General features: G+C 72.0%; 21 protein-coding genes. 3 read left to right on the plus strand and 18 right to left on the minus strand.

The features are described from left to right. Nucleotide 1: 1 nt before the first annotated feature. The 5 genes from ACYVLT_RS04635 to ACYVLT_RS04655 form a co-directional block, all read right to left on the minus strand. Nucleotides 2-274 (minus strand): acyl carrier protein, encoded by a 273-nt coding sequence (locus tag ACYVLT_RS04635; protein WP_461118834.1) that lies wholly within the window; start codon nt 272-274, stop codon nt 2-4. Continuing rightward, a complete protein-coding gene (locus tag ACYVLT_RS04640; RefSeq protein ID WP_461118835.1) occupies nt 271-1,572 on the minus strand; it encodes a type III PLP-dependent enzyme in 1,302 nt (433 codons plus the stop codon). The genes ACYVLT_RS04635 and ACYVLT_RS04640 overlap by 4 nt, the downstream gene beginning before the upstream one ends. Continuing rightward, nucleotides 1,569-2,945, minus strand: a complete 1,377-nt coding sequence (locus ACYVLT_RS04645) for a preATP grasp domain-containing protein (protein ID WP_461118836.1) — start codon at nt 2,943-2,945, stop codon at nt 1,569-1,571. Before ACYVLT_RS04645 ends, ACYVLT_RS04640 begins: the two co-directional genes overlap by 4 nt. A gap of 1 nt (nt 2,946) precedes the next feature. Further along, nucleotides 2,947-3,873, minus strand: coding sequence for a 3-oxoacyl-[acyl-carrier-protein] synthase III C-terminal domain-containing protein (locus tag ACYVLT_RS04650; RefSeq protein ID WP_461118837.1), 927 nt, complete (start codon nt 3,871-3,873; stop codon nt 2,947-2,949). 383 nt (nt 3,874-4,256) lie between these two features. Further along, nucleotides 4,257-5,291, minus strand: a complete 1,035-nt coding sequence (locus ACYVLT_RS04655) for a LysR family transcriptional regulator (protein ID WP_461118838.1) — start codon at nt 5,289-5,291, stop codon at nt 4,257-4,259. A gap of 374 nt (nt 5,292-5,665) precedes the next feature. On the opposite strand from ACYVLT_RS04655, the gene ACYVLT_RS04660 reads away from it, so the two are divergent. Both ACYVLT_RS04660 and ACYVLT_RS04665 read left to right on the plus strand, forming a co-directional pair. After that, nucleotides 5,666-6,457 (plus strand): ABC transporter ATP-binding protein, encoded by a 792-nt coding sequence (locus ACYVLT_RS04660; RefSeq protein WP_461118839.1) that lies wholly within the window; start codon nt 5,666-5,668, stop codon nt 6,455-6,457. Further along, nucleotides 6,457-8,895, plus strand: a complete 2,439-nt coding sequence (locus ACYVLT_RS04665) for an FtsX-like permease family protein (protein WP_461118840.1) — start codon at nt 6,457-6,459, stop codon at nt 8,893-8,895. The genes ACYVLT_RS04660 and ACYVLT_RS04665 overlap by 1 nt, the downstream gene beginning before the upstream one ends. 6 nt (nt 8,896-8,901) lie before the next feature. On the opposite strand, the gene ACYVLT_RS04670 is transcribed toward ACYVLT_RS04665, so the two are convergent. Next, entirely contained in the window at nt 8,902-9,894 is a 993-nt protein-coding gene (locus ACYVLT_RS04670) for a Gfo/Idh/MocA family protein (protein WP_461118841.1), read from the minus strand. Nucleotides 9,895-10,050: 156 nt separating this feature from the next. Between ACYVLT_RS04670 and ACYVLT_RS04675 the strand changes: the two genes are divergently transcribed. After that, nucleotides 10,051-12,795: a hypothetical protein gene (locus tag ACYVLT_RS04675; RefSeq protein WP_461118842.1), complete on the plus strand. Its 2,745-nt coding sequence runs from the start codon at nt 10,051-10,053 to the stop codon at nt 12,793-12,795. A gap of 55 nt (nt 12,796-12,850) precedes the next feature. Here the strand turns inward: ACYVLT_RS04675 and ACYVLT_RS04680 are convergent, their stop codons facing one another. The 12 genes from ACYVLT_RS04680 to ACYVLT_RS04735 form a co-directional block, all read right to left on the minus strand. Further along, nucleotides 12,851-13,549: a DsbA family protein gene (locus ACYVLT_RS04680; protein WP_461118843.1), complete on the minus strand. Its 699-nt coding sequence runs from the start codon at nt 13,547-13,549 to the stop codon at nt 12,851-12,853. Nucleotide 13,550: 1 nt separating this feature from the next. Continuing rightward, complete coding sequence (fabG, locus tag ACYVLT_RS04685; RefSeq protein ID WP_461118844.1) at nt 13,551-14,285, minus strand: 3-oxoacyl-[acyl-carrier-protein] reductase; 735 nt, start codon at nt 14,283-14,285, stop codon at nt 13,551-13,553. Further along, entirely contained in the window at nt 14,282-14,734 is a 453-nt protein-coding gene (locus ACYVLT_RS04690; RefSeq protein ID WP_461118845.1) for a 3-hydroxyacyl-ACP dehydratase FabZ family protein, read from the minus strand. Before ACYVLT_RS04690 ends, fabG begins: the two co-directional genes overlap by 4 nt. Beyond that, complete coding sequence (locus ACYVLT_RS04695; protein ID WP_461118846.1) at nt 14,731-15,018, minus strand: hypothetical protein; 288 nt, start codon at nt 15,016-15,018, stop codon at nt 14,731-14,733. Before ACYVLT_RS04695 ends, ACYVLT_RS04690 begins: the two co-directional genes overlap by 4 nt. Then, nucleotides 15,015-16,049 carry a beta-ketoacyl synthase N-terminal-like domain-containing protein gene (locus ACYVLT_RS04700; protein WP_461118847.1) on the minus strand — a complete coding sequence of 345 codons (1,035 nt, stop codon included), beginning with the start codon at nt 16,047-16,049 and terminating at the stop codon, nt 15,015-15,017. Before ACYVLT_RS04700 ends, ACYVLT_RS04695 begins: the two co-directional genes overlap by 4 nt. Next, nucleotides 16,046-17,008 carry a thioesterase family protein gene (locus ACYVLT_RS04705; RefSeq protein WP_461118848.1) on the minus strand — a complete coding sequence of 321 codons (963 nt, stop codon included), beginning with the start codon at nt 17,006-17,008 and terminating at the stop codon, nt 16,046-16,048. The genes ACYVLT_RS04700 and ACYVLT_RS04705 overlap by 4 nt, the downstream gene beginning before the upstream one ends. Continuing rightward, nucleotides 17,005-17,748 carry an alpha/beta fold hydrolase gene (locus ACYVLT_RS04710; RefSeq protein ID WP_461118849.1) on the minus strand — a complete coding sequence of 248 codons (744 nt, stop codon included), beginning with the start codon at nt 17,746-17,748 and terminating at the stop codon, nt 17,005-17,007. The genes ACYVLT_RS04705 and ACYVLT_RS04710 overlap by 4 nt, the downstream gene beginning before the upstream one ends. Next, nucleotides 17,748-18,980, minus strand: a complete 1,233-nt coding sequence (locus ACYVLT_RS04715) for a beta-ketoacyl-[acyl-carrier-protein] synthase family protein (RefSeq protein WP_461118850.1) — start codon at nt 18,978-18,980, stop codon at nt 17,748-17,750. Before ACYVLT_RS04715 ends, ACYVLT_RS04710 begins: the two co-directional genes overlap by 1 nt. Nucleotides 18,981-19,024: 44 nt before the next feature. Further along, nucleotides 19,025-19,288 (minus strand): acyl carrier protein, encoded by a 264-nt coding sequence (locus ACYVLT_RS04720; RefSeq protein ID WP_461118851.1) that lies wholly within the window; start codon nt 19,286-19,288, stop codon nt 19,025-19,027. Between the two features lie 102 nt (nt 19,289-19,390). After that, nucleotides 19,391-20,155 carry an AfsR/SARP family transcriptional regulator gene (locus ACYVLT_RS04725; RefSeq protein ID WP_360447792.1) on the minus strand — a complete coding sequence of 255 codons (765 nt, stop codon included), beginning with the start codon at nt 20,153-20,155 and terminating at the stop codon, nt 19,391-19,393. An 8-nt stretch (nt 20,156-20,163) separates the two neighbouring features. Then, nucleotides 20,164-20,871 (minus strand): AfsR/SARP family transcriptional regulator, encoded by a 708-nt coding sequence (locus ACYVLT_RS04730; protein ID WP_360447790.1) that lies wholly within the window; start codon nt 20,869-20,871, stop codon nt 20,164-20,166. 278 nt (nt 20,872-21,149) lie between these two features. Further along, nucleotides 21,150-21,527 carry a histone-like nucleoid-structuring protein Lsr2 gene (locus ACYVLT_RS04735; protein WP_461118852.1) on the minus strand — a complete coding sequence of 126 codons (378 nt, stop codon included), beginning with the start codon at nt 21,525-21,527 and terminating at the stop codon, nt 21,150-21,152. Nucleotides 21,528-21,665 lie beyond the last annotated feature (138 nt).

The raw sequence follows: 21,665 nt of genomic DNA on the forward strand, positions 1-21,665 counted from the left end.
GCTAGCGGTCCATTTCCGCGGCGACGAAGTCGGCCAGCGAGCGGACCGTCTCGAAGTGCGCCATCTCCAGGTTGTCGGTGTCGAACTCGACCTCCAGCGCCTCCTCCAGCTGCATCAGCAGCTCGAAGACGCCGGTCGAGTCCAGGCCGAGCTCGTCGAACAGCCGCGACTGCTCGGTCAGCTCCGGCAGCTCGTAGTCCAGCACCTGGGCCAGGACGGCGGTGATGGCGCCGACGATCCGCTCGCGCGAGGCGACGGTGGTGGATTCGCTCATGATGCGGTTCCTTCGGTGAGTGCCGTGGCGGCGGCGCGGTCGGGGAGGTGTTGGTGGCGCAGCAGGTCCTCGGTCTCGTCGCGGGAGCGCACCAGGTGCGCGCGGCCGCCGTGGACGAGCACTTCCGCCGGGTAGCCGTGGCTGAGGAACAGCACCGGCGAGGCGGTCGGGCCGTACGCGCCGGAGCGCAGCACACCGACGAGGTCGCCGGGCCGCACGGGCGGCAGGTCGACCTTCTTGCCGAGGGTGTCGTTGGGCGTGCACAGCGGGCCGGTGACGTGCCAGCTCTCGGTGGCGGGCTCGTCCACGCGGTTGAGCACCCGCATGGGGAAGTTCCGCTTGACGAACGAGCCGATGCCCACCGCCGCCATGTGGTGGTTGGTGCCGCCGTCGGCCACCGCGAACCGCTCCCCCATCGACTCCTTCACGTACCGCACCCGCACGACGTACGTGCCGGACGTGGCGGTGAGGTAGCGGCCGAGTTCCATCACCAGCCGCGTCTCGGGGTGCCGGTCGGCGAACTCGCCGATGATCGGGTTCACCCTGGCCGCGAGCAGGCCGAGGTCGAGGTCGCGCTCGCCGTCGAAGTAGGCCACGCCGAGGCCGCCGCCGATGTCGACCAGGTCCAGCGGGATGCCGAGGTGGTCGGCCAGCCGGTCGGCCAGCTCGAAGATCCGCTCGGTGTTCTCGGCGACCGCCTCCTCGGACAGGATGCGGGTGCCCATGTAGACCTGCACGCCCATGAACCGGACGTTCGGGTGCCGTGCCACCAGGTCGTCGGACGCGAACAGCTGGGACTCGTCGATGCCGAACTGGCGCGGCTTGCCGCCCATGGTGAGGCCGGAGCCCTTCACCGAGAAGCTGGGGTTGACCCGCAGCGCGACCGGGGCGCGCAACCCGCGCAGCCCGGCGAACTCGTCGATCAGCGCAAGTTCGCCGAACGACTCGCACACGATCGCGTAGAGGCCCTCGTCCAGGCAGGCGGCCAGCTCGTCGGCGCTCTTGCCCGGACCGAGGAAGATGATGTCGGCCGGGTCGACGCCCGCTCGGCGCGCGGTGACCAGCTCGGCCATGGACGACACCTCGGCGCGGGCGCCCCGTGCGTGCAGCACGGACAGCACGCCGATGTTGGGGTTCGACTTGAGGGAGAAGAAGAACTCCAACCGCGGGTGCATCAGCTCCTTGAGCCCGTCCACCCGGGACTCCAGCTCCTCGCCGTCGTAGAGGTACAGCGGGGTGCCGTACCGCTCGGCGATCTCGGTGATCCCGATGCCCTGGACCTCGAACTCAGCGCTCACGGTCGCGTCTCCAATCGGGCGGTGATGTCGTCGTCCACGGCACGCAGCTCGTCGTCCGACGACGCGACGAGCAGGCCGTAGAGCCGCCCGTCGAACGCCGAGTCGGTGCGGTGGCCCGCGTTGACCGTGGCGAAGTTGTTGACCAGCAGGCCGGTGCCGCCGGCCCGGTCGAGCAGCAGGCCGCGCAGCAGGTCGCGGACCTCGGCGAACGGCAACCTGTGGTGCAGCCGCACGGGGTAGTGCCGCGCCAGCGCGATCTGCCCGGCGCCGACGAACCGCTCCTGCACGCGGGCCTGGTAGGTGGACATGTTGTTGCGGGCGTTGATCTCGATGACCGGGTAGAGCCCGTCGTCGGGGTCGACCATCGCGTCCACGCCGACCACGCCGAAGTAGCCGTCCGCGGCGAGCTTCTTGCCCAGGCGGTGCGCGGTCTCGGCGAGCTCGGCGACCTGGCCGGTGGAGAGCCTGGCGGGCATCCGGTGTCCCTTGTGGACACCGCCCTCGGTGTGCAGCTCCTTGACGAAGTCGAACCGCACGTCGCCGTCGCGTGCCACGGTGAACTGGTAGTTGAGGTCGGCGCGCTTGGCGACCCACTCCTCCACCACGAACGCGAGCCGGGGCTGCCCGGACTTCTCCACCTGCTTGGCGACCATGCCGAGCAGCCGGTCCATCCGGCGTTCGCTCTCCAGCACCGCGATGCCCTTGCCGGAGACGCCCAACGCCTCCTTCACCACGACCTTGCGGCCCTCCGCGACCAGCGGACGTGCCCGGTCGAACGCCTCGCGCAGCTCGTCCACCGTCTCGCAGGCCCACCCGGTGGGTTGGCGCAGGCCCAGCTCGTCGGCCGCACGCCTGCTGTAGACCTTGCTGTTGACCGCTTTGCACGTCACGTCGTCCGGTGCGGCCAACGCCATGCCGGTGCGCTCGGCGAGCTCGACCTCCAGGTCGGACACGCCGTGCGCGGTCAGCCGCACGCCGCGTTCCGCGAGCCCGGCCAACGCGGCGAGGGTGGCCGGGTCGGCGAGGGCGTCGGCGGTGACCGTGCGGCGGGGGTCGGAGTCGGCCACCACGTGCACGGTCGGCAGGTCGATGCCCAGGTCGGTGAGGTAGGCCAGGTAGACGGGGTCGGGCGCGGCCTTGAGCACGACGTGGTCGTCGCCGCCGGCCAGCAGCAGCGCGAACTCGTCCATGTGGTTGACCACGGCCGCGCCGCTCTCGGCCGACAGGCGGGGCAGGGTGTGCTCGCCCAGCGCCCACCGCTCCTCCACCTCGAAGTTGCCGAGGAACGCGAGGGAGGCGTCCGGTGTGCCGAGCAGCGCCGTCTTGAGCCTGCGGGTGAAGTCGGGTTCGTCCATGTCTGCGCTCCGGGACATCTCAGTGCTCCAGGACCATCGCGGCGAACGTCTGACCCAGGCCCACGGCCGTCATCAGGTACTTGTCGCCCGGCTTGAGCAAGCCGAGCTCGGTCACCGTCTGGTAGTTGATGAACGGGTCGGCGCAGAAGCAGTGGCCGGTCCGGCCCACGTTGTCCAGGAAGAACCGGTCGTTGGGCAGGCCCAGGTTCTTCGCCGCGACCGTCCACGACACGCGGTTGACGTTGTGCGGCAGCACCAGGTCGAGGTCGGCGACGGCGATGCCCGCCTCCTCGGTGGCCGCGCCGATGATCTCGGCCAGGGTGTCCTGGTAGATGCGGCGCGCGTCCTTGGCGATCTCCGGGGTCATGTCGATCACGCCGTCGTCGCGGCCGTGGATGTGGCTGGCGTAGCCGCGCACCAGGTCGCGGTCGCCGTCGGCGGCCACCAGGATCGCGGCCATGCCCTCGCCCATGATCGACGTGTCGCGCACCCACTGGTTGAACGGCGTGAACGTCTTGTCGCCGGCCAGGATCAGCGCCAGCGCGTCCGGGTCGCCGTCGGCGGCCAGCAGCGTGCCGGCCACGTCCATGGCGAGCAGGCCGGTGGCGCAGCCGTGGTCGGCGACCGCGAGCGTCGTGGCGTGGCGCAGGTTCAGCGCCTCGCGGACCTCGTGCAGGGGGCTGGTCGGGTAGGGCGCGGTGGTGCGCATGCCCTTGGCGCGGATGAGGTAGCGAACCCGCTCCTCCTGGCCGCGCAGCCCGTCCAGCTTCTCCGCCGCCGCGATCAGCAGCTCCGCCTCGGGCAGGTCGGTCTTGCAGATCCGGTCCAGGCCGTAGAGCCGGGTGAACCGGCGCACCTGCTGCTCGTCGAGGCCCAACGACTCCTGCAGGTCCGCGACGGCCACCGTCTCCGGCAGGTGACTCGACACCGCCACCAACGCCGTCATGTGTCCTCCTCGCTCGCCCTGGTCCGTTGCCGGATCAAGGTTCGCAAGCACCGCTGACACCGTGCTGACACTCGGCTGACCGCCAACCCCCAAACCCCGAGAGTCCTACCTTCACGTCGCGAGAGTCCTACGTCCACGTCGCGAGAGTCCTACGCTCAGGACCCCTGAATTCAACGCTCAGGTCCGGGGCGCGGGGTGCCTGAGCGTTGAACTCGGGGGTCGCGAACGTAGGACTCTCGGGACCTGAACGTAGGACTCTCGGGGCGCGAACGTAGGACTCTCGGGGGGTGGAGGTAGGACTCTCGGGGGGGTGGGGGTGATGCGGGGGAAGGCGAAGGCCACCTCGACCGTGGTCGAGGTGGCCCTTCTTCCCCAGTGGACGTTCAGGTGGCGGCGGTGCGCGAGCTCGCCCCCGGTTGCTGGTCCCCGGCCGAGTCGCGCGGCCACCACCGGCTCGGCCGGGGCAGGAACGCGGCCAGCTCCGGGAAGTCCGTGGGACGCTCGGTCATCCAGTTCCAGTAGCGCGGGATCGTGCGGGCGTAGTCGCAGTAGTACCGGCGCAACGCGTCGATCAGCTGCCGCAGGGTGTTCGGGTGGATCGACCCCGGCCGCCACACCAGCAGCAGCCGGCTGCGCAACGGCTCGGTCATCGCCACCAGGCTCACGTCCGACGTGGACCCGGTGGGCGTGGCCAACGCCGCCGCGCCCGCGTCACGCACCCAGCTCATCGCCTCGGCGTGCCCGCCCGCGTAGTGCAGGACCTCCGGCGTGGGGTGGTCGAGCTTGCGGAACAGGTGCTCCTCGACGGTGTGGAACCAGTGCCCCGGCACGTGGTGCACCCAGCTCAGGGACATCATGTGCCTTCGGCTCACCGTAGTCCTGCGCGCGAGCGCGTGATCACGGGGCAGCGCCAGCCAGATCGGCTCGCGCACGATGATCTCCTTGGCCAGCGCCGGGTCCAGCTCCCGCACGCCGTCCACCGCCTCCGGGCTGGGCACGAGCGCCGCGGTGAGCTCGCCGCGGCTGACCGCGTCCACCCCCAGATCGGGGTTCAGCGTCACCGTCTGCACCTCGACCGAGGGCAACGACGACTGCAGCGCCCGCCGCAGCGTCACCGGGGTCCATTCGGCGTTGCCGATGCGGAGAATTCCGGACGACAGCGAGGACGCCTCCGCGACCACCGCGTCCGCCCGGGTGGCGAGATCGGCCAGCATCGGGATTAATCGTTCTCCGAGGGGTGTCGGAGTAATCCCGAAGGCCGAACGCACGAACAGGTCGCCGCCAACCGCCTTCTCGATCCGTCTCAATTGGGCGGTCAGGCTCGGTTGGGGCAGGGACAGCTTCGCGGCGGCCTTCGAGATGCTGCCGGCCTCGGCAAGGGTGGTGACCACCCTGGCGTGACGTATCTCCAGGTGCATGCATCCAACCCCTTCGCGTCGTTACTCGGGGTCCACTAACTACGGCGGAGTTCGGGGATTTCCCGGCTCCACCTCGTTCGTGCCGGGCGGCCGTTCCAACCTACCCCACCGGTGAACACGAGAGGAGGAGTTCACGCGACCGCCAACTATTCGTTGACTTCTCAACAGAAATTATGGAAACGGTGGCTACGATCGCCGGCACGTACCTACTCGAAAGTCGGTTGCACGCGGGTCCGCACCAGTGCGGACGCCGACCGCCACCGGCAGACCCGACCGCCGATGCGGGGGGCAGCACCAGTGCCGCCCGCTTGATCGCATCCGTATGGTCTGCGGCGCGTGCACACACCGATAGGTCCCACGTGGGGAGCAAGAACGTGAATCTATCTCCGATTCAAGGCACGGATGACGTCGTCCGACTGCATTCCGTCCGCAAGGTTTACGGCAACGAGCGGAACGGCGTAGTGGCCCTTGATGGAGTCACGCTCGGCATCGCGCGTGGCACCTTCACCGCCGTGATGGGCCCTTCCGGGTCGGGCAAGAGCACCGCGCTGCACTGCGCCGCCGGCCTCGACCGGCCGACGTCGGGTTCCGTGCTGCTCGACGGCCAGGAGATCACCGGCCTGAGCGAGCGCGAGCTGACCAGGTTGCGCCGGGAGCGCATCGGCTTCGTCTTCCAGTCCTTCAACCTGCTGCCGGCGCTGACCGTGGTGGAGAACGTCCAGCTGCCGCTGCGACTGGCGGGCCGGCGGCCCAAGCGGGCCCAGGTGGACGACGTGATCGCCCGCGTCGGGCTCGCCGACCGCCGCAGGCACCGCCCCGGCGAGCTGTCCGGCGGCCAGCAGCAACGGGTGGCCATCGCCCGCGCGCTGATCACCGAGCCGGCGGTGATCTTCGGTGACGAGCCGACCGGCGCCCTCGACACCCGCACGGCGCTGGAAGTCCTCGCCCTGCTGCGCCAGGCCGTGCGCGACGTCGGCCAGACCGTGGTGATCGTGACCCACGACCCGGTGGCCGCCGCGCACGCCGACCGCGTCGTCTTCCTCGCCGACGGCCAGATCGCGGGCGAGCTCACGTCCCCGACCGCGCACGCGGTCAGCGAGCGGATGACGCAGCTGGGCGCCTGGGCCGACGTGCCCGCGGGCGACCTGGCCGGCGGGGTGCGCTGATGCTGCGCCTCGCCCTGCGCACCCTGCGCTACCGGATCGGCGGCTTCACCGCCTCGTTCATCGCGCTGTTCCTGGGCGCGGCGATCGTGATGGCGTGCGGCGGCCTGATGGAGACCGGCATCCGCGAGGCCGTGCCGCCGCAACGGCTCGCGGCCGCGCCCCTGGTCGTCACCGGCGACCCGTCCTACCTGGAACGCGCGCCGATCGACGCCTCGCTGGCCGCCGAGGCCGCCGGCGTCGACGGCGTCGCCGAGGTCGTGTCGGACGTGGCGTTCCCGGTGACCCTGCCCGACGGCGCGGAGGCGACCGGCCACACGTGGTCCGGCGCGCGCCTCGCGCCCTACACGTTGGACCAGGGCCGTGCGCCGCAGGGTCCGGGCGAGGTCGTGGTGGTCACCGGGTCCGACGCGCCGCTGGACGGCACCGTCGCGCTGCGCGTCGGCTCGACCGAGGTCGACTACCGGGTGGTCGGCATCGCCGAGGCCCCGGTCGACGCGGCGGCGGTGTTCTTCGCCGACGACGAGGCACGCCGGCTGTACGCCAAGCCGGGCAAGGTCGACCTGATCGGCGTGCTGCTCGAACCGGGCGCGACCGTGGACGGCGTGCGCGAAGGCCTCACGGCCGCGGTGGCCAGCCGCCACGTGACCGTGCTCGCGGGCGACGAACGCGGTCTCGCGGAGTTCCCCGACACCCGGGGCGGCGGCGAGGCGATCATCACGTTGTCCGCCGTCTTCGGCGGTCTGGCGATCATGGTCGCGATGTTCGTCGTGGCGGGCACGCTCGGGCTGTCGGTGCAGCAGCGGTACCGGGAAATGGCGCTGTTGCGGGCGATCGGCACCACGCCGGGCCAGCTGCGCAGGCTGGTGCTGGGCGAGACGACGGTCGTCGCGGTGCTCGCGACCCTGCTGGGCTGGCCGGTGAGCGGCTACCTCGGCGAGTGGCTGTTGACCCAGCTGTCCGGCGCGGGCGTGGCGCCCGGGGCGATGGTCTACCGGCAGGGCTGGGTGCCGGTGCTGGCCGGTGTCGGCATCTCGTTGCTCAGCGCCTTGATCGCGGCGTTCGTCGCGGGCCGCGGCGCGGCGGTGACCAGGCCGACCGAGGCGTTGATGGCGGCCAGCCTGCAGAACCGCTGGTTCAGCGTGCCGCGGCTGGTGTTCGCGCTGCTGTGCCTGGGCGGCGGCACGGCGTTGAGCATCATCACCGCCCTGGTCATGGACGGTCCGGTGGCGGCCAGCACGGCCGGTCCCACGGCGATGCTGTGGGCGTCGGGCATCGCGCTGCTCTCCCCCGCCGCCGCGCGGGTGCTGATCGCGATCCTGCGCTGGCCGGTGCGCGCCTTGTCCGGGCTGGCCGGGTACCTGGCGGTGCTCAACACCGGGGCACGGCGGGTGCGGGTGGCCGGCGCCATCACGCCGGTCATGCTCGCGACGGGCCTGGCGACCGCGCTGATCTACCTGCAGACCACGCAGGCGAACGCGGCGTCGGGGGCGTTCGCCGAGAGCTTGCGGGCCGACGCCGTGATCACCAGCTCGACCGGCGGGATGCCGCTGGAGCTGGTGGACGAGGTGCGCGCCCTGCCCGGCGTGGAAGCGGCGTCGGCCGTGGTCGACACCGAGGCCTACTTCCCCGACCACGAGGACGGCGACGAGGAGATCACCGTGCTCGGCGTGACGCCCAGCGGTGTCACGCGGACCATGGGCGTGGACGTCACCGCCGGGTCGTTGGACGACCTGCGCGGCGACGCGGTCGCGTTGCCGACCGGCTGGGCGGAGTCGTTGAACGCCGCCGTCGGCGACTCGGTGCGGATGAAGCTCGGTGACGGCTCGGTGGTGGACCTGGAGGTCGCCGCCCTCCACACGGGCGCGTTCGACGCGGCGCTGATGCCCGCGGAGCTGGTCGTCGCGCACACCACCGGCGGTCAGGCGGCGCAGATCCTGGTGAAGGGCCCGGAATCGGCGCTGGCGCCGTTGACCGAGCGGAACCCGGACCTGGAGGTCGCCGACCGCGAGCGGGCGCTGGCCGCGGGCGGCGGCGGTGAGCAGACCGGCGCGTGGGTGAACTACCTGCTGGTCGGCATGATCCTGGCGTACACGGTGATCTCGCTGGTGAACACCCTGGTGATCGCGACCGGTGAACGGCGGCGCGAGTTCGCGCTGCAAAGGCTGATCGGCGCCACGCACGGGCAGATCCTGCGCATGGTCGGCGTCGAGTCGGTGGTGATCTCGTTGGGCGGCATCATCCTGGGCGCGATCGTGTCCGCGGTGACGCTCATCCCGTTCGCCATCGCGTTGAACGGCACGTACTGGCCGCAGGGGCCGATCGGGATCTACCTGGTCGTGGTGGGCTCGGCGACCGGACTGACGCTGCTGTCGACCCTGCTGTCCACGGCGTACGTGCTGCGCACCCCGCCGGTGGAAGCGGCGGCGGCGCTGGACTGAGGTGTGTCACGGCCGGCGCCGGAGGTCCACCTCGGCGCCGGTCGCGGCCGACCGCACCAACGCCTCGCCCACCCGGGCCGTGCGCGCCGAGTGGGCGGGCGACACCAGTGGCGTGACCTTCTCCCGCACGGCTTCGGCGAACGCGGCGGCCTGGTGTTCGTAGGCGTCGGACGCGGGTACGACCTCGTCCCGCACGCCGTCGAGCGTGACGACGGTGATCAGGCCTTCCTCGTCGGGACGGGTCCACGCGTTGCGCACGGCGATCGAGCCGCGCGTGCCCTGGAACTCGTAGGCGGCGCGCGGCCCGTAGTCGAGGCCGTAGTCGAGCACCGCCCAGCGGCCGTCGCCGAAGTCGAGCGTGGCCACGGCGCTCAGGTCGACCGCCCGGGAGTGCGGGTGGAACCGCGCCCGCACCGAGCGCGGCTCCGCGTCGAACGCCCACAGCGGCACGTCGAACGCGTAGCAGCCCACGTCCCACGTCGCGCCGCCGCCCAGGGCCGCGTCGAACCGGATGTTGCCCTCGACCGCGGTCGGGTACGCGAACGCCGACCGCACCACCCGCAGCTCACCGATCTCGCCGGACGCGAGCAGCTCGGCGGCCCGCGCCTGCTGGGGGTGGAAGCGGTACATGTACGCCTCCATGACCACGAGGTCGGCGGCGGCGCGTTCGACCCGCACGCAGTCCTGTTCGGACAGCGCCATGGGCTTCTCCACCAGCACGTGCTTGCCCGCTTCGAGCGAGCGCAACGTCCACGGCACGTGCAGGCTGTTCGGCAGCGCGATGTACACCGCGTCGACGTCCGGGTCGGCCAACAGCTCGTCGTACCCGTCGTGCACGCGTGCCCCGAACGGCCGCGCCACCTCCTCGGCGGCGGCACGCCTCCCCTGACGACCGGCCACCGCCACCACCGCGTTGCCCGGCGTGCGGTGGATGGCGGGCACGACCCGGCTCGCGATGTGGGCGGTGGCCCCGAGCACACCCCAGCGCAGCGGCTTCACAGCCGGAGCTTAATCGCTTAACCCGCCCGGCCCGCGACCGAGAGGCGGTCGGTCCGCCACGCCGTGCGGACACGTCCCGGTTGTATCCGCACTGTCGGGTAGCTCCTCCTCCTCGGTGAGCCGATCATCGGACGCGGACGACCCACGGGGGTGGAAGTGACGGACCGGACGGAGTACGACGCGTTCATCAGTTACAGCCACGCGCGTGACGGGCGGTCGGGCCCCGCGCTGCGCACCGGGCTCCAGCGCCTGGCCAAGCCGTGGTACCGGCCGCGCGCGATGCGGGTGTTCCTCGACGACGCGAGCCTGTCGGCCGACCCGGACCTGTGGGGTTCGATCGAGCGGGCGCTGGCTTCCTCGCGGTGGCTGGTGCTGATGGCCTCGGTCGAGGCGGCCCGGTCGGTGTGGGTGGCCCGCGAGGTCGAGTGGTGGCTGGCCAACCGGTCCGCGGACCGCCTCCTGGTGGTGCTGACCGACGGCGAGCTGGACCCCGACCACGAGTCCACGGCGCTGCCGCCCCCGCTGCGGGCCGCGATGGCCACCGAGCCGCGCTGGGTGGACCTGCGGTGGCTGCGCGACGCCGAGCGCGTCGACCAGACCGATGCCCGCTTCCGCGACTGCGTCGCCGACATCGCCGCGACCGTGCGCGGCGTGCCGAAGGACGACCTGGTCGGCGAGGACATCCGCCGTCACCGCACGACCCTGCGCCTGGCGCGCGGCGCCGCGGTGGCGTTGGCGCTGCTCGCCGTGCTGGCCGTGGTCGGCGCGGTGGTGGCGGTCGTGCAGCGGGACAACGCGCGCACCGAGGCGCGGATCGCGACCGCGCGCGGCCTGGCGTCCGCCGCTTTGGCCAACGTCGACACCCGGCTCGACCTGGCGCACCTGCTCGCGGTGGAGGCGTACCGGACCGACCCGCAGCCGGTGACCAGGTCGGTGCTGTTCCAGGTGCTGACCGCGAGCCCGCGGCTGGAGCGCTACCTGCACGTGGGCTCCCGCGTCACCTCGGTCGCGGCGTCACGTGACGGCCGCGTCGCCGTGGCGGGCACCGCGACCGGCCGCGTGGTGCGGTGGGACCTCGTCGGCGGCACCAAGACCGAACTCGCGCTGGACCACCCGGTGGTCGACATCTCGGTCGACGCCGACGGCGACGCGGCGGCCGTGCTCGCCGAGGGTCGCGCGGTGCGCTGGGACGGCCGGGACGCGGTCACCGAGGTCGAGGTGCCGGCGGGCCACAACCGCGGCAGCGCGGCGATCTCCCCGTCCGGCGAGGTCGTCGCCTTCCTGTCGCACCGCCTCGAACCGGGTGACACCCGCGATCCCGGGGGCCGGGTGGTCGTGCACGACCGGCGCACCGGGCGGTCCGCCGAGTCCTCGGCGCGGAACTGGCCGGAGAAGGTGGCGCTGAGGTCCGACGAGGAACTCGCGGTGCTCGCCTCCACCGAGTGGCAGCTGCGCTCGGTGGCGGACCTGGCCGTGCGCCGGTCCGTCCCGGTGTCCGTGCTGCCCGCGGACGGCGGGCACGCCGTCGGGTACTCCCCCGACGGCGCCCACTTCGCCTGGACGCGGGACGGCGAGACCTGGCAGTGGCGCACCGACGGGGTCGCGGCGGCGCACTACGACACGGCGGACGTCCGGTTGCCGATCGGCGAACCCGACCCCGAGTCGCTCGCCGTGAGCCCGGACGGTGCCCGGGTCGCCGCCGGCCACACCGGTGTCCTGCAGGTGCTGGAGACCTCCGGCGCGGACCAGGGCCGGAGGTGGCGGCTGCCGGGCAACAACAGCCGGGCCGACGCGCTCGCGTTCGTGGGCGACGCCGACCACCTGGTGTCCGGCACCGACGACGCCCTCGTGCTGTGGGACCTGACCCGCAACACCCGCGTCGGCGAGCCGGTGCACGGCGACGTCCCCGTCACCTGCCGGGCCTGTCGCGCGCCGTGGCTGGTGACGTCACCCGACCGGATCGCCGTGGTCGCGCAGCAGAGGGTCATGGTGACGACCGACGACGGCGTCTCCACCGGGTTCGACGACACGAGGGTGGACGACTACGACGCGGTACCGGTGTGGAGTGCGGACGGCGAACGCCTGCTGGTGCTGTCGATGCCGAGCGCGACCGTGGACGTCTACGACCGCGATGGCCGCGAGCTGCTCGACCAGTGGCCCGCCGTGCCCGGGGTGTCGGACCTCATGGCCGCCCGTGCGTCGGCCGACGGGGCCCGGCTGGTGCTGGTCGACCAGGACGGTCGGGTGCACGTGCTCGACAGCTCAACCGGCGAGGTGCTGGACGTGGTCGAGACCGGCGTCGACACCTCGCTGCTCAACCGACCCGTGCAGGCCGACCGCGCCTCGGTCAGCCCTGACGGCGGGCGGGTGGCGGTGTCGGGGGCGGCCGGCGTGGTGCTGGTCGACGTCGCCGCGGGCACGACGCGGGAGTTGGCCGGCGGCCCCGCCACCTCCGTGCACCACACCGAGGGGCACCTGCTGGTGGAGCGTGCGACCGCGGTCGAGGTGTGGGACCGCGACGGCACGACGTTGATCCGCTCGATCCCGTCCACCGGGCGGTGGATCCCCGGCCTGGCCGCCACGCCAGACGGTCGCGTGGCCGCCCGCGTCCGCGCCGACCACGTGCTGGTGCTGACCGACCTGGGCTCGGGCGAGACCTTGGGCACGATCCCGTTGGCACACCCCTCCCAGGGGGTGTCACGGTTGACCGCCGTGGCGCCGGGCACCGACGCGAGCCACCTGCTCACCGCCGAGCCGGGCGGCGAGCTGACCCGCTGGCACCTCGCCGAACGGGAGTGGACACGCGCCGCGTGCGCCGCGGCCGGGCGCGACCTGACCGCCGACGAGTGGCGGCGCCACGTGGGCACCCAGCCACCCGACGTGCTCGCCTGCGCGCGCTGACCACGCTCGGCGTCCGCCGGACGTGCTCACCTACCCGCGCTGACCGCGTTCGGTGTCAGCCGCACCCGCCCGCGTGGCCCTCGTCCGTGGACCGCCCCAACCCCACCGCGCTGGACGAGGCCGGCATCGCCGCGGCCGGCACGAGCTTGGACCGCACGTGCGCGACGAAGTCGGGCAACCGGTCCACCCCCCAGAACCGGGTGAACCTGTGCACGAAGAACGGCACGCCGAACGCGCCGTCCTTGCAGACGTCCATCAGCAGCTCGACACCACGCGCCCGCAGCTCCGGGTCCTCGCTCGCACCCGACACCTCGCCCGGGTCGAGCCCCAGCTCCAGCGCGATCCCGGCGACCGTCTCGCGGGAGCAGATGTCACGCCCCTGCTCCCACCGCGCCCGGTACGCCGCCGCGATGTACTCGCGCCCCAAGCCCTCGCGCAGCGCCACCACGTAACCCAGGTGCGGGATCTCCCACACCGGCTCGCGGTCCACCGGCCACTTCAGCGCCAACCCGCGCGCCGCCGCCAGCCGGGCCACGTCCTGGAGGATGTAGAAGTGCTTCGCCCGGGACATCGCGGTGTACGGGAACTGCTCGCCGCGTTCGCCCAACGCCCGCTCGTTGCGCTCGTCGGGCTCCCAGAACGGCGCCCACTCGACCGCCTCCGCCACGTCCGGGTACTCGCGCAGCAGGTCGTGGTAGGCCAGCCAGGAGTACGGGCTGCGCAGCGAGAAGTAGAACCGCGGGGTGCGCGCCACCTCAGACCACCAACCCGCCGTCGACCCCGAACACCTGGCCCGTCACGTAGGACGCCTGGTCCGACACCAGGAACGACACCAGGTCGGCCACCTCCTCGGGCCGGCCGAACCGCCCCAGCGGTATCTGCGCCGCCATCCGGTCGGCGAACTCCTCGCCCAGCCCCGCGACCATGTCGGTCTCGATGAACCCCGGCGCCACCGCGTTCACCCGGATGCCGTACTTGCCGACCTCCTTGGCCAACGCCTTGCTGAACCCGATGATCCCCGCCTTGGACGCGGAGTAGTTCGTCTGCGTCGCGTTGCCGTACACGCCGGCCACCGACGACAGCGTCACCACCGAGCCCGCCTTGCGCTTCATCATCGCGAACACCGCGGCCTTGGCCACGTGGAACGTGCCGTCGAGGTTGACCCGCAGCACCCGCTGCCAGTCTTCTTCCTTCAACAGCACCAACGGGTTGTCGCGCACGATCCCCGCGCACGACACCACCGCGTGCAACGGTCCCAGCGCGCGCTCGGCGTCCTTGACGAACCGGTCCACCTCGCGCTTCTCGGCCACGTCCACCTGCGCGGTGAACACGGCCGCGCCCGCCGCGGCGGCCTCCTTCTCCACCACCTCGGCGGCGTCGCGGTTCGACTGGTAGCAGAACGCCACGTCGAACCCGTCCCGCGCGAGCCGGGCCACCACCTGGTGCCCGATGCCCCGCGACCCGCCGGTCACCAGCGCCACGCGCCTCATGCCAGTTCCTCCGCCCTGCGCCGTGCCATCGTGAACGAGCCGACCTCCAGCACCTTGCGCCCGGCGACCAGGCTGTGGCCCGCGAGGATCGCCGCGTCGGCCACCTCCCGGACCAGCCGGACGTGGTGCTCCACCACGTCGCCGGGCACCACGTCGCCGTGCACGACGACGTCGCGGATACCGCTGATCAGCTCGACCTTGTCGGCCAGGACGTCCGGGTTCGGGTTGTCCCACCGGGTCAGCAGCACCGCGGACTGCGCCCACGACTCCATCAGCAACCCCAACGGGTAGGCGTCCTCGACGTCGACCCCGGCGTAGCACGGCTCGCGGCCGCTGACCGCCTTCAGCGTCACGATGCTGCTACCGGGGTCCACTTCGGACACCCGGTCCACCAGCAGCACCGGGAACCGGTGCGGGATGATCCGGCGGATGCCGGCCAACCCGGTCACGACGTCACCAGCCGCAGCTTGAACTCCGCCACCGGACCCGCGCCCGTGGACACCGTCGCCGCGCACCGCACCTGGTCCTCCTCCGTCGTCAGCACCGTCTCGACGGTCAGCGTGTCGCCGGGGAACACCGGCCGCAGGAACTTCGCCCGGTCCAGCGCGACCACCCGGTGGCCGGGCAGCGCCGCCCGCACGTGGTCGAGCACGAACAGCCCCGGCATGATCGGGAAGCCCGGGTAGTGCCCGGCGAACACGGGGTCCGCCGGGTCCACGTACACGGCGCTCACGGCAGGTCCAGCACGACGCAGCCGACCGTGCCGTCGCGTTCGACGCCGGTCACCAGCACGGTGCCCGACCGGCCGGACGCGACCGCAGCCGCGAGCTGGAAGCTCGCCACCGCGGCCGACGTGTCGCCCACCAGGGGCACGCACCGCAACCACTCGGGCGTGCGACCCAGCGCCGCCACCACGGCCGACTCCTCGGCGCCGTCGGTGGAGACGAGCACGACGTCCGCCGGGTCCACGGCGGCCTCGGCCAACGCGGTGCGCACGCACTCGCGCAACGCCTCCGCCGCGCCGCCGGGCTCGAAGAACCCGCGGAACCGGGTCGTCACCACGCGGGCCAGCACCGGCCGTCCCGCCCGGGTCGACTCGCGCTCCAGCAGCACCACCGCGCCGCCCTCGCCGAGCGGCCCGGCCGTGCCCTCGCTGCCGCGCCACTCCAGCCACGCGCGCTGCTCGGAGTACTCCTCGGCCGCGCCGACCAGCACCCGGTCCGCGTGCCCGCCGCGCAGCAGCCGTGCCGCGTAGTTCAACGCCAGCAGCCCGGTCAGCGCGCCGCCCGCGATGGTCGTGTTGGGCCCCTTGATCTTGTGCCAGATCGCGCTCTGCCCGGCCGCGCGGTTCATCACCGTGTTCGGGAACAACGCCGGGTCGACGTGGTAGGGCTTGTCACCGGTGAGCCCGTCCCGCGTGAAGTCCATGATGGACTGCACGCTGCCGGACCCGGTGCCCAGCACCACGCCTACCCGTTCGGGCTGCTCCAGCAACTCCGGCCCGCACTCCTCCAGCAGCCGGCCGACCGTGCTTACGGCCAGCGCCGTGACGCGGTCCATGGTGCGCGTGCCCTTCTTGCCCAACGCGCCCGCCGCGCTGAAGTCCGGCACCAGCGCCGCCCGCTCGAACGGGCCGCCGGGCGCCGCGGCGAGCGCCGGGACGCCCGCCCGCACACCGCCGGCGAACGCCTCCGAGCCCATCCCGAACGGCGACACGGCCGACCACGCCGAGATCACCAGACCGTCCACAATAGAAGCCGTCACGACACGCCACGCCCGCTCAGCGACCCGGCCTTGCCGGTGATGGCGCCGATGAGGCGGTCGTCGAAGTCGACCAGGCTCCAGTCCTTGCGGTTCTCGATCACCGCCCAGCCGTGCGTGATGCGACCGGTCGCGGTCGGCACCAGCTCGCCGTCGCGCAGCACGTAGCAGTCCATCCGGGCGGTGAAGGTGTACCGCTTGAAGACCTCCTCCACGGTGAACACCGTGTAGAGCGTCTCCTCCATGTTCGCCTCGCCGAGGAACGTGATCCGCGACTTCGGCACCACCGGGATCCAGTTCTGCTCGTCCAGCAGCGTCTTGATCGACGCGCCGCGGTCCTCGACGAACAGGTCCAGGATCTCCTCCATCTGACGGAGGTAGCCCGACATCTGCACGCGCTCGGTGAAGTGGCAGTAGAAGTAGGGGATCCGCCACGCCCAGGCGAAGGCGTTCTTGCCGGCCGTGAGCAGGTCCAACGGGTCGGCGTCACCGACCGGGACCGGCTCCAGGGCGCCGACCTTCTCCAGCACCGCGTGCTCGGGCGCGCCGATCGCGTCCACCACGTGCGGCAGCAGCTCGGCGGGCACGGGCTCGGCGTCGAAGCCGTGCGGGTCGAGCCGGAACGACACCGCGACCTTCGACTTGACCGCCTTCACGGCCTTGCCGTCGCGCTCCACGGTGAGTTCCACGACGAGCTTGAGCGACCCGTCCCCGTCAAGGCGCCGCACGGTGGCCTGCGCGAGGTCGTCGATGTGGAACGCGGTGAGGATCTTGGTGTCGAGGTCGGTGATGTCGGTGCACAGCCCGAACCGCTCGTAGAGCGCGCCCGCCGGGAACCCGCTCTGCCGCAGGTGGTCGAGCACCGCCTCCTCGACCATGTAGTTGACGTGCTTGAAGCCGATCCAGGTGCAGATGTTCGAGCCCTCGTAGCGGGGCCGCAGCGAGACGGTCGTGGTGGTCACGTCAGCTCCAGGTGTTCGTCGAAGAAGTCGCGGACCAGGGCCGCGAGGCGGTCGGGCTGTTCGATCATCGGGAAGTGGCCGCAGCCGTCCAGCAGCTCGAACCGGCCGCGGGGCAGGGCTTTGGCCAGGGCGCGGCCGTCGTCGGGGCGGGCGGCGATGTCGTCCACGCCGCTCACCACGAGCACCGGCGCGTCCACCCGGGACAGGTCCAGGAACGGGGTGCGCAGGTAGGTCTGGAACCACCGCGTCCAGCCGTACGGGCCGACCTGGTCGCGCAACGCCCTGGCCAGCCACTCGCGCTTGGCCTCGGGGAAGCGGGCGGTCTCGCCGACGCGCAGCGCCTCGGTGAACGTGCGGTGGAAGTCGTTGAGGTAGTACGAGATCGTGGGCCAGTCGAAGTCGGCGGGCTCCGGCCGGTAGAACGGGCACACCAGCACCGTCGGGCGTGGCGGCACGCGGCCGTCGGCGTAGCACTCCAGCAGCAGGTTCGCCCCCATCGAGTGCGCCACCACGACGTCGTGGGAGGCCGAGACGACGTCCACCACGAGCCGGCCGGGGTCGGGCCCGTGGCTCCACGCCGGGTCGGCCATGCCGTGCCACGGCAGGTCCGGCTTGCCGGCGGCGAAGCGGGGCGGCAGGGCCAGGGCGTCCCACACCGCCGCCTTGCCCGCCAGGCCGTGCAGGAACAGCGCTCGAACCTGCCGGGCCCCCTCCCGCCGGGCCTGCTGGGCGTCGACCATCACACGGTGTCCCGGTACCGGCCCAGGATCAGCACCGAGTTGTTGCCCGCGAACGCCAGCGCGTTGTTCTGCACCACGTTCAGCGTGGCCGGCCGCGCCTGGTTGGGCACGCAGTCCAGCCCGACCTCGGGGTCGGTCTCGGTGTGGTTGATGGTGGGCGGGATGAAGCCCTCGGTGATCGCCAGCGCGCACGCCGCCGAGGCCAGCGCCGACGCCGCGCCCATCGAGTGGCCGAGCATCGACTTGATCGACACGGTGGGCGGCGGCGCGTCGAACACCTGCCGGATCGCGCCGGACTCGGTGACGTCGTTGGCCTTGGTGCCGGTGCCGTGCGCGGAGATGAAGTCGACGTCCTCGGGCTTGACGCCCGCGTTGCGGTGCGCCAGCTCGATGCACCGGGCCAGGCTGTCCCGGTCCGGCGCCACGGGGTGGTTGGCGTCGCAGTTGAGGCCGTAGCCCAGCACCTCGGCGTAGATCCGGGCGCCGCGGGCCAGCGCGGACTCCAGCGACTCCAGCACCAGGATGCCGCCGCCCTCGCCGGTGAGGATGCCCTTGCGGTCCTTGTCGAACGGCGCGCACACCTCCGGCGCGATGGTGCCCAGCCGGTAGAAGCCGGTGAACGTCTTGCGGCACACCGCGTCCGCGCCGCCGACCAGCGCGACGTCGACCTCGCCCTCGCGGATGGCGTCGAAGCCGTTGCCGATGGCGTAGTTGCCCGCGGCGCACGCGGTGGGGATGGTCACCGCCTCCACGTCGGTCAGCGCCAGCTCGCGCACGATGCTGGACGACAGCCGCCCGGCCGTGGACCGGCGCGCGACCACCGGGTTCCACGACTCGGGGCCGTGCTCGATCTGCTGCGCGACGAGGTTGTCCAGATCGCGGGACTCGGCGTCGGTCGTGCCGACGGACACCAGTGCCCGCTTGCCGCGCAGCTCGTCCAACGTCATGCCCGCGTCGCCGACGGCCATCCGCGCCGCGGCGGCGGAGAACTGCCCGGCCCGGCCGAGCTCGTCGGGGTCCACCCGCTCCAGCCACGCGGCCGGGTCGAAGTCGGTGACCTCGGCGCCGTTGGCGTGGCTGAAGCCGGTGGTGTCGAACGAGGTGATGGGCTTGATCCCGCTGCGGCCCTCGCGCAGGCCGGCCAGGAACTCGCTGACGCCGATGCCGATGCTGGTGACCACCCCGAGACCCGTGATCACCACCCGGCGCGGCTGCCGCCCTCCGTCGTGCATCGTGTCCTCCAAGTCCGGTGCCGGACCGCTCGACGGGTGCGGGGCTACTTGGCGGCCTGGGCTTCGGCGACGACCGCGATGACGCCCTCCAGGTTGACCATCCGGGTCAGCTCGGCCTGGTCGATCTCCACGCCGAAGGTGCGCTCCAACGCGGACAGGATCTCGATGGCGCCGAGCGAGTCCGCGTCGTGGTCCTCCTTGAAAAGGCTCGTGTCGGTCATCTCCTCCGGGTCGATCTCGAGGATTTCCGACACGATGTCCTTGATCTTCGCCTTGCCGTCCGCGTCGATCTGCACCGAACTGGTCACCGAGCACCTCCGAGAACACGGGTTTCTGCGCTACCGGTGCCCAGAATGCTTTTCGCGGCTATATCCGGCCTATGCGGCGGGCTATACGGCCGCCCGCCCGCGCTACACCGCCACGCGGCGCGGCGAGGCCAGCACGGGGTCGGCGGTGAGGATCGCCAGGTGCACCTCGCGCAGCAGCGATCCCGGGTCGATGCCCAGCTCGTCGGCGAGCATGCGGCGGCCCTCCTCGTACAGCACGAGCGCGTCGGCCTGCCGGTCGCAGCGGTAGAACGTGGTCATGAGCTGGGCGCGGAACCGCTCCTGCAACGGGTACTGGTGCACGAGCTTGGTCAGCTCGGGCAGCAGCTGGGCGTGCCTGCCCAACGCCAGGTCGGCCTCGATGCGGCTCTCCAGCGCGGCGATGCGCGCCTCCTCCAGCCGCGGCGCCTCGGCGTCGGCCAGGTGCTCCGACACCCCGGTCAACGCGGGGCCGTGCCACAGCCGCAACGCCGAGCGCAGCAGCCGTGCCGCGTCCTCGTACCGACCCGCGGCGAGCGCGGACTGGCCCTGCGCCGCCTGCTCCTCGAATTCCCGGAGGTCGAACGCGCACTCGGTGAGCCGCAATTCGTAACCGCGGGACCGGCGGGTGATGCCGACCTCGCCGCGCAGCGTTTTGCGCAACCGCGAGACGTAGGTGTAGATCTGCGCGTTGAACGTGGCGGGCGGGTGGTCGCCCCACAGGAAATCGCTCATCTGGGTGTCGGAGACAGCGCCGTTGTCGGCGAGCAGCAGCGCGGTCAGCACGGTGCGCGGTTTCGACCCGTCCAGCGGCACCTCCTGCCCGTCGTGGTGCACCTCGACCGGCCCCAAGACCCGGAACTCCAGCACTTCGCCTCCTACAGCAGTACCTGGTCGTGGACGAGGATCGCCTGGTAGAGCCGTCGCATCGCGCGGCCGGGCTCCAACCCGAGCTCGCTCGCCAGGCGCCTGCGCGTGTGGTGGAAGACGTCGAGCGCCTCCGTCTGCCTGCCGTTGCGGTACAGCGCGACCATCAGCTGCTCGCTGAACCGCTCCCGCTCCGGGTACTCGGCCGCGAGCTGCTTGAGCTCGGACACGACACCGCGGTCCTCGCCGTTGGCGAGCTTGGCGGCGATGAGGTCCTCCCGGGCGCTGAGCCTGCGCTCGTCGAGCCGGGCGGCCTCGATCCGGAACCGCAGGCCGTCGCTGACGTCGAACAGCGCCGGCCCGTGCCACAGCCGCAGCGCGCGTTCCAGCAGGTCGATCGCTTCGTCCGGGCGTTGCAGCACGAGCGCGGAACCGCGGTCGGCCAGGTCGCGGAACAGGTGCGCGTCGACCGCCTCGGCGGGCAGGTCGAGCACGTACCCGCTGCTCACCGTGCGGACCAGGCAGTCGCCCGGCACGTCGGCGAACTGCTCCAGCAGTTTGCGCAGCCGGACCACATTCGCCTGGAGCGCGTTGCGGGCGTTTCCCATCTGTTTACCCGCCCACAATTCCTCGACCAGCTGGTCGAACGGAACGGGGGTGCCCGGTGAAAGCGCCAGCAGCGCGAGCAGGGTGCGCACCTGACGAGCGGCGACACCCATCCGACGATCCTCACGTGCGAGGGCGACAGCACCGAGAATCTGCACCTGCATGGTCACGACCCCCAGTCTCTAGACGACGCAGAGCGCGCTCCAACCGGCCGGTGAACCCAAAACGTCCAGCTAAAGCGGTTGACATGTTGCCCAGCCCGACTCGTTGGGGGGAAATATCATTTGGACCACCGGGAACGTGCCGCCGAGGTATGCGGCCGATCGGGCCAGCGCCGGACTCCGGCTGCTATTGCCATGATCGGCGAACTTGGACCTGACGGCGGTCACGGCTACAGCGCGTCACGACCGCCTAGCCACTTCGGGTGATCCGGAGCGTCCCGCGGGCCGGAACCGGGCCCGCGGTCGGGGTGCGCCCGCCCGTAGGCCTCCAGCACGATGGCGGAGATCCGGCCGCGGTCGCAGACGCGGTACCCGTGCTCGCGCGCCCAGTGCCGCACGGTCCGCGCCTCCTGGGCATCGACGCTGCGTACCGGTACGGGCGTGGTACCGGGAAGGCGGCGCGCGGCGCGCACGAACCGGTCGAGCACGGCACGCAGCCGGGCCGCGTTGGCGGCGCCGAGGCGGATCTCGAACCACACCCCGTCGAGGCCGAACGAGACCGGCCGGACGTCGTGCCCGGTGTGCCCGTCCAGGTCGTCCACCGCCACGCCCACCACCCCTCGGGTCGAATACTCACGCTCGGTATTGACCCGCGGCACGCTACCGGTGAGTTGACCATGAAGGGGATGCCGATCGCGAAGTATAGGAGAGGTATAGCGGGCGGCCCCAGTGTTGCCTGCGGGTAA

The sequence above is a fragment of the Saccharothrix stipae genome (assembly GCF_054781895.1).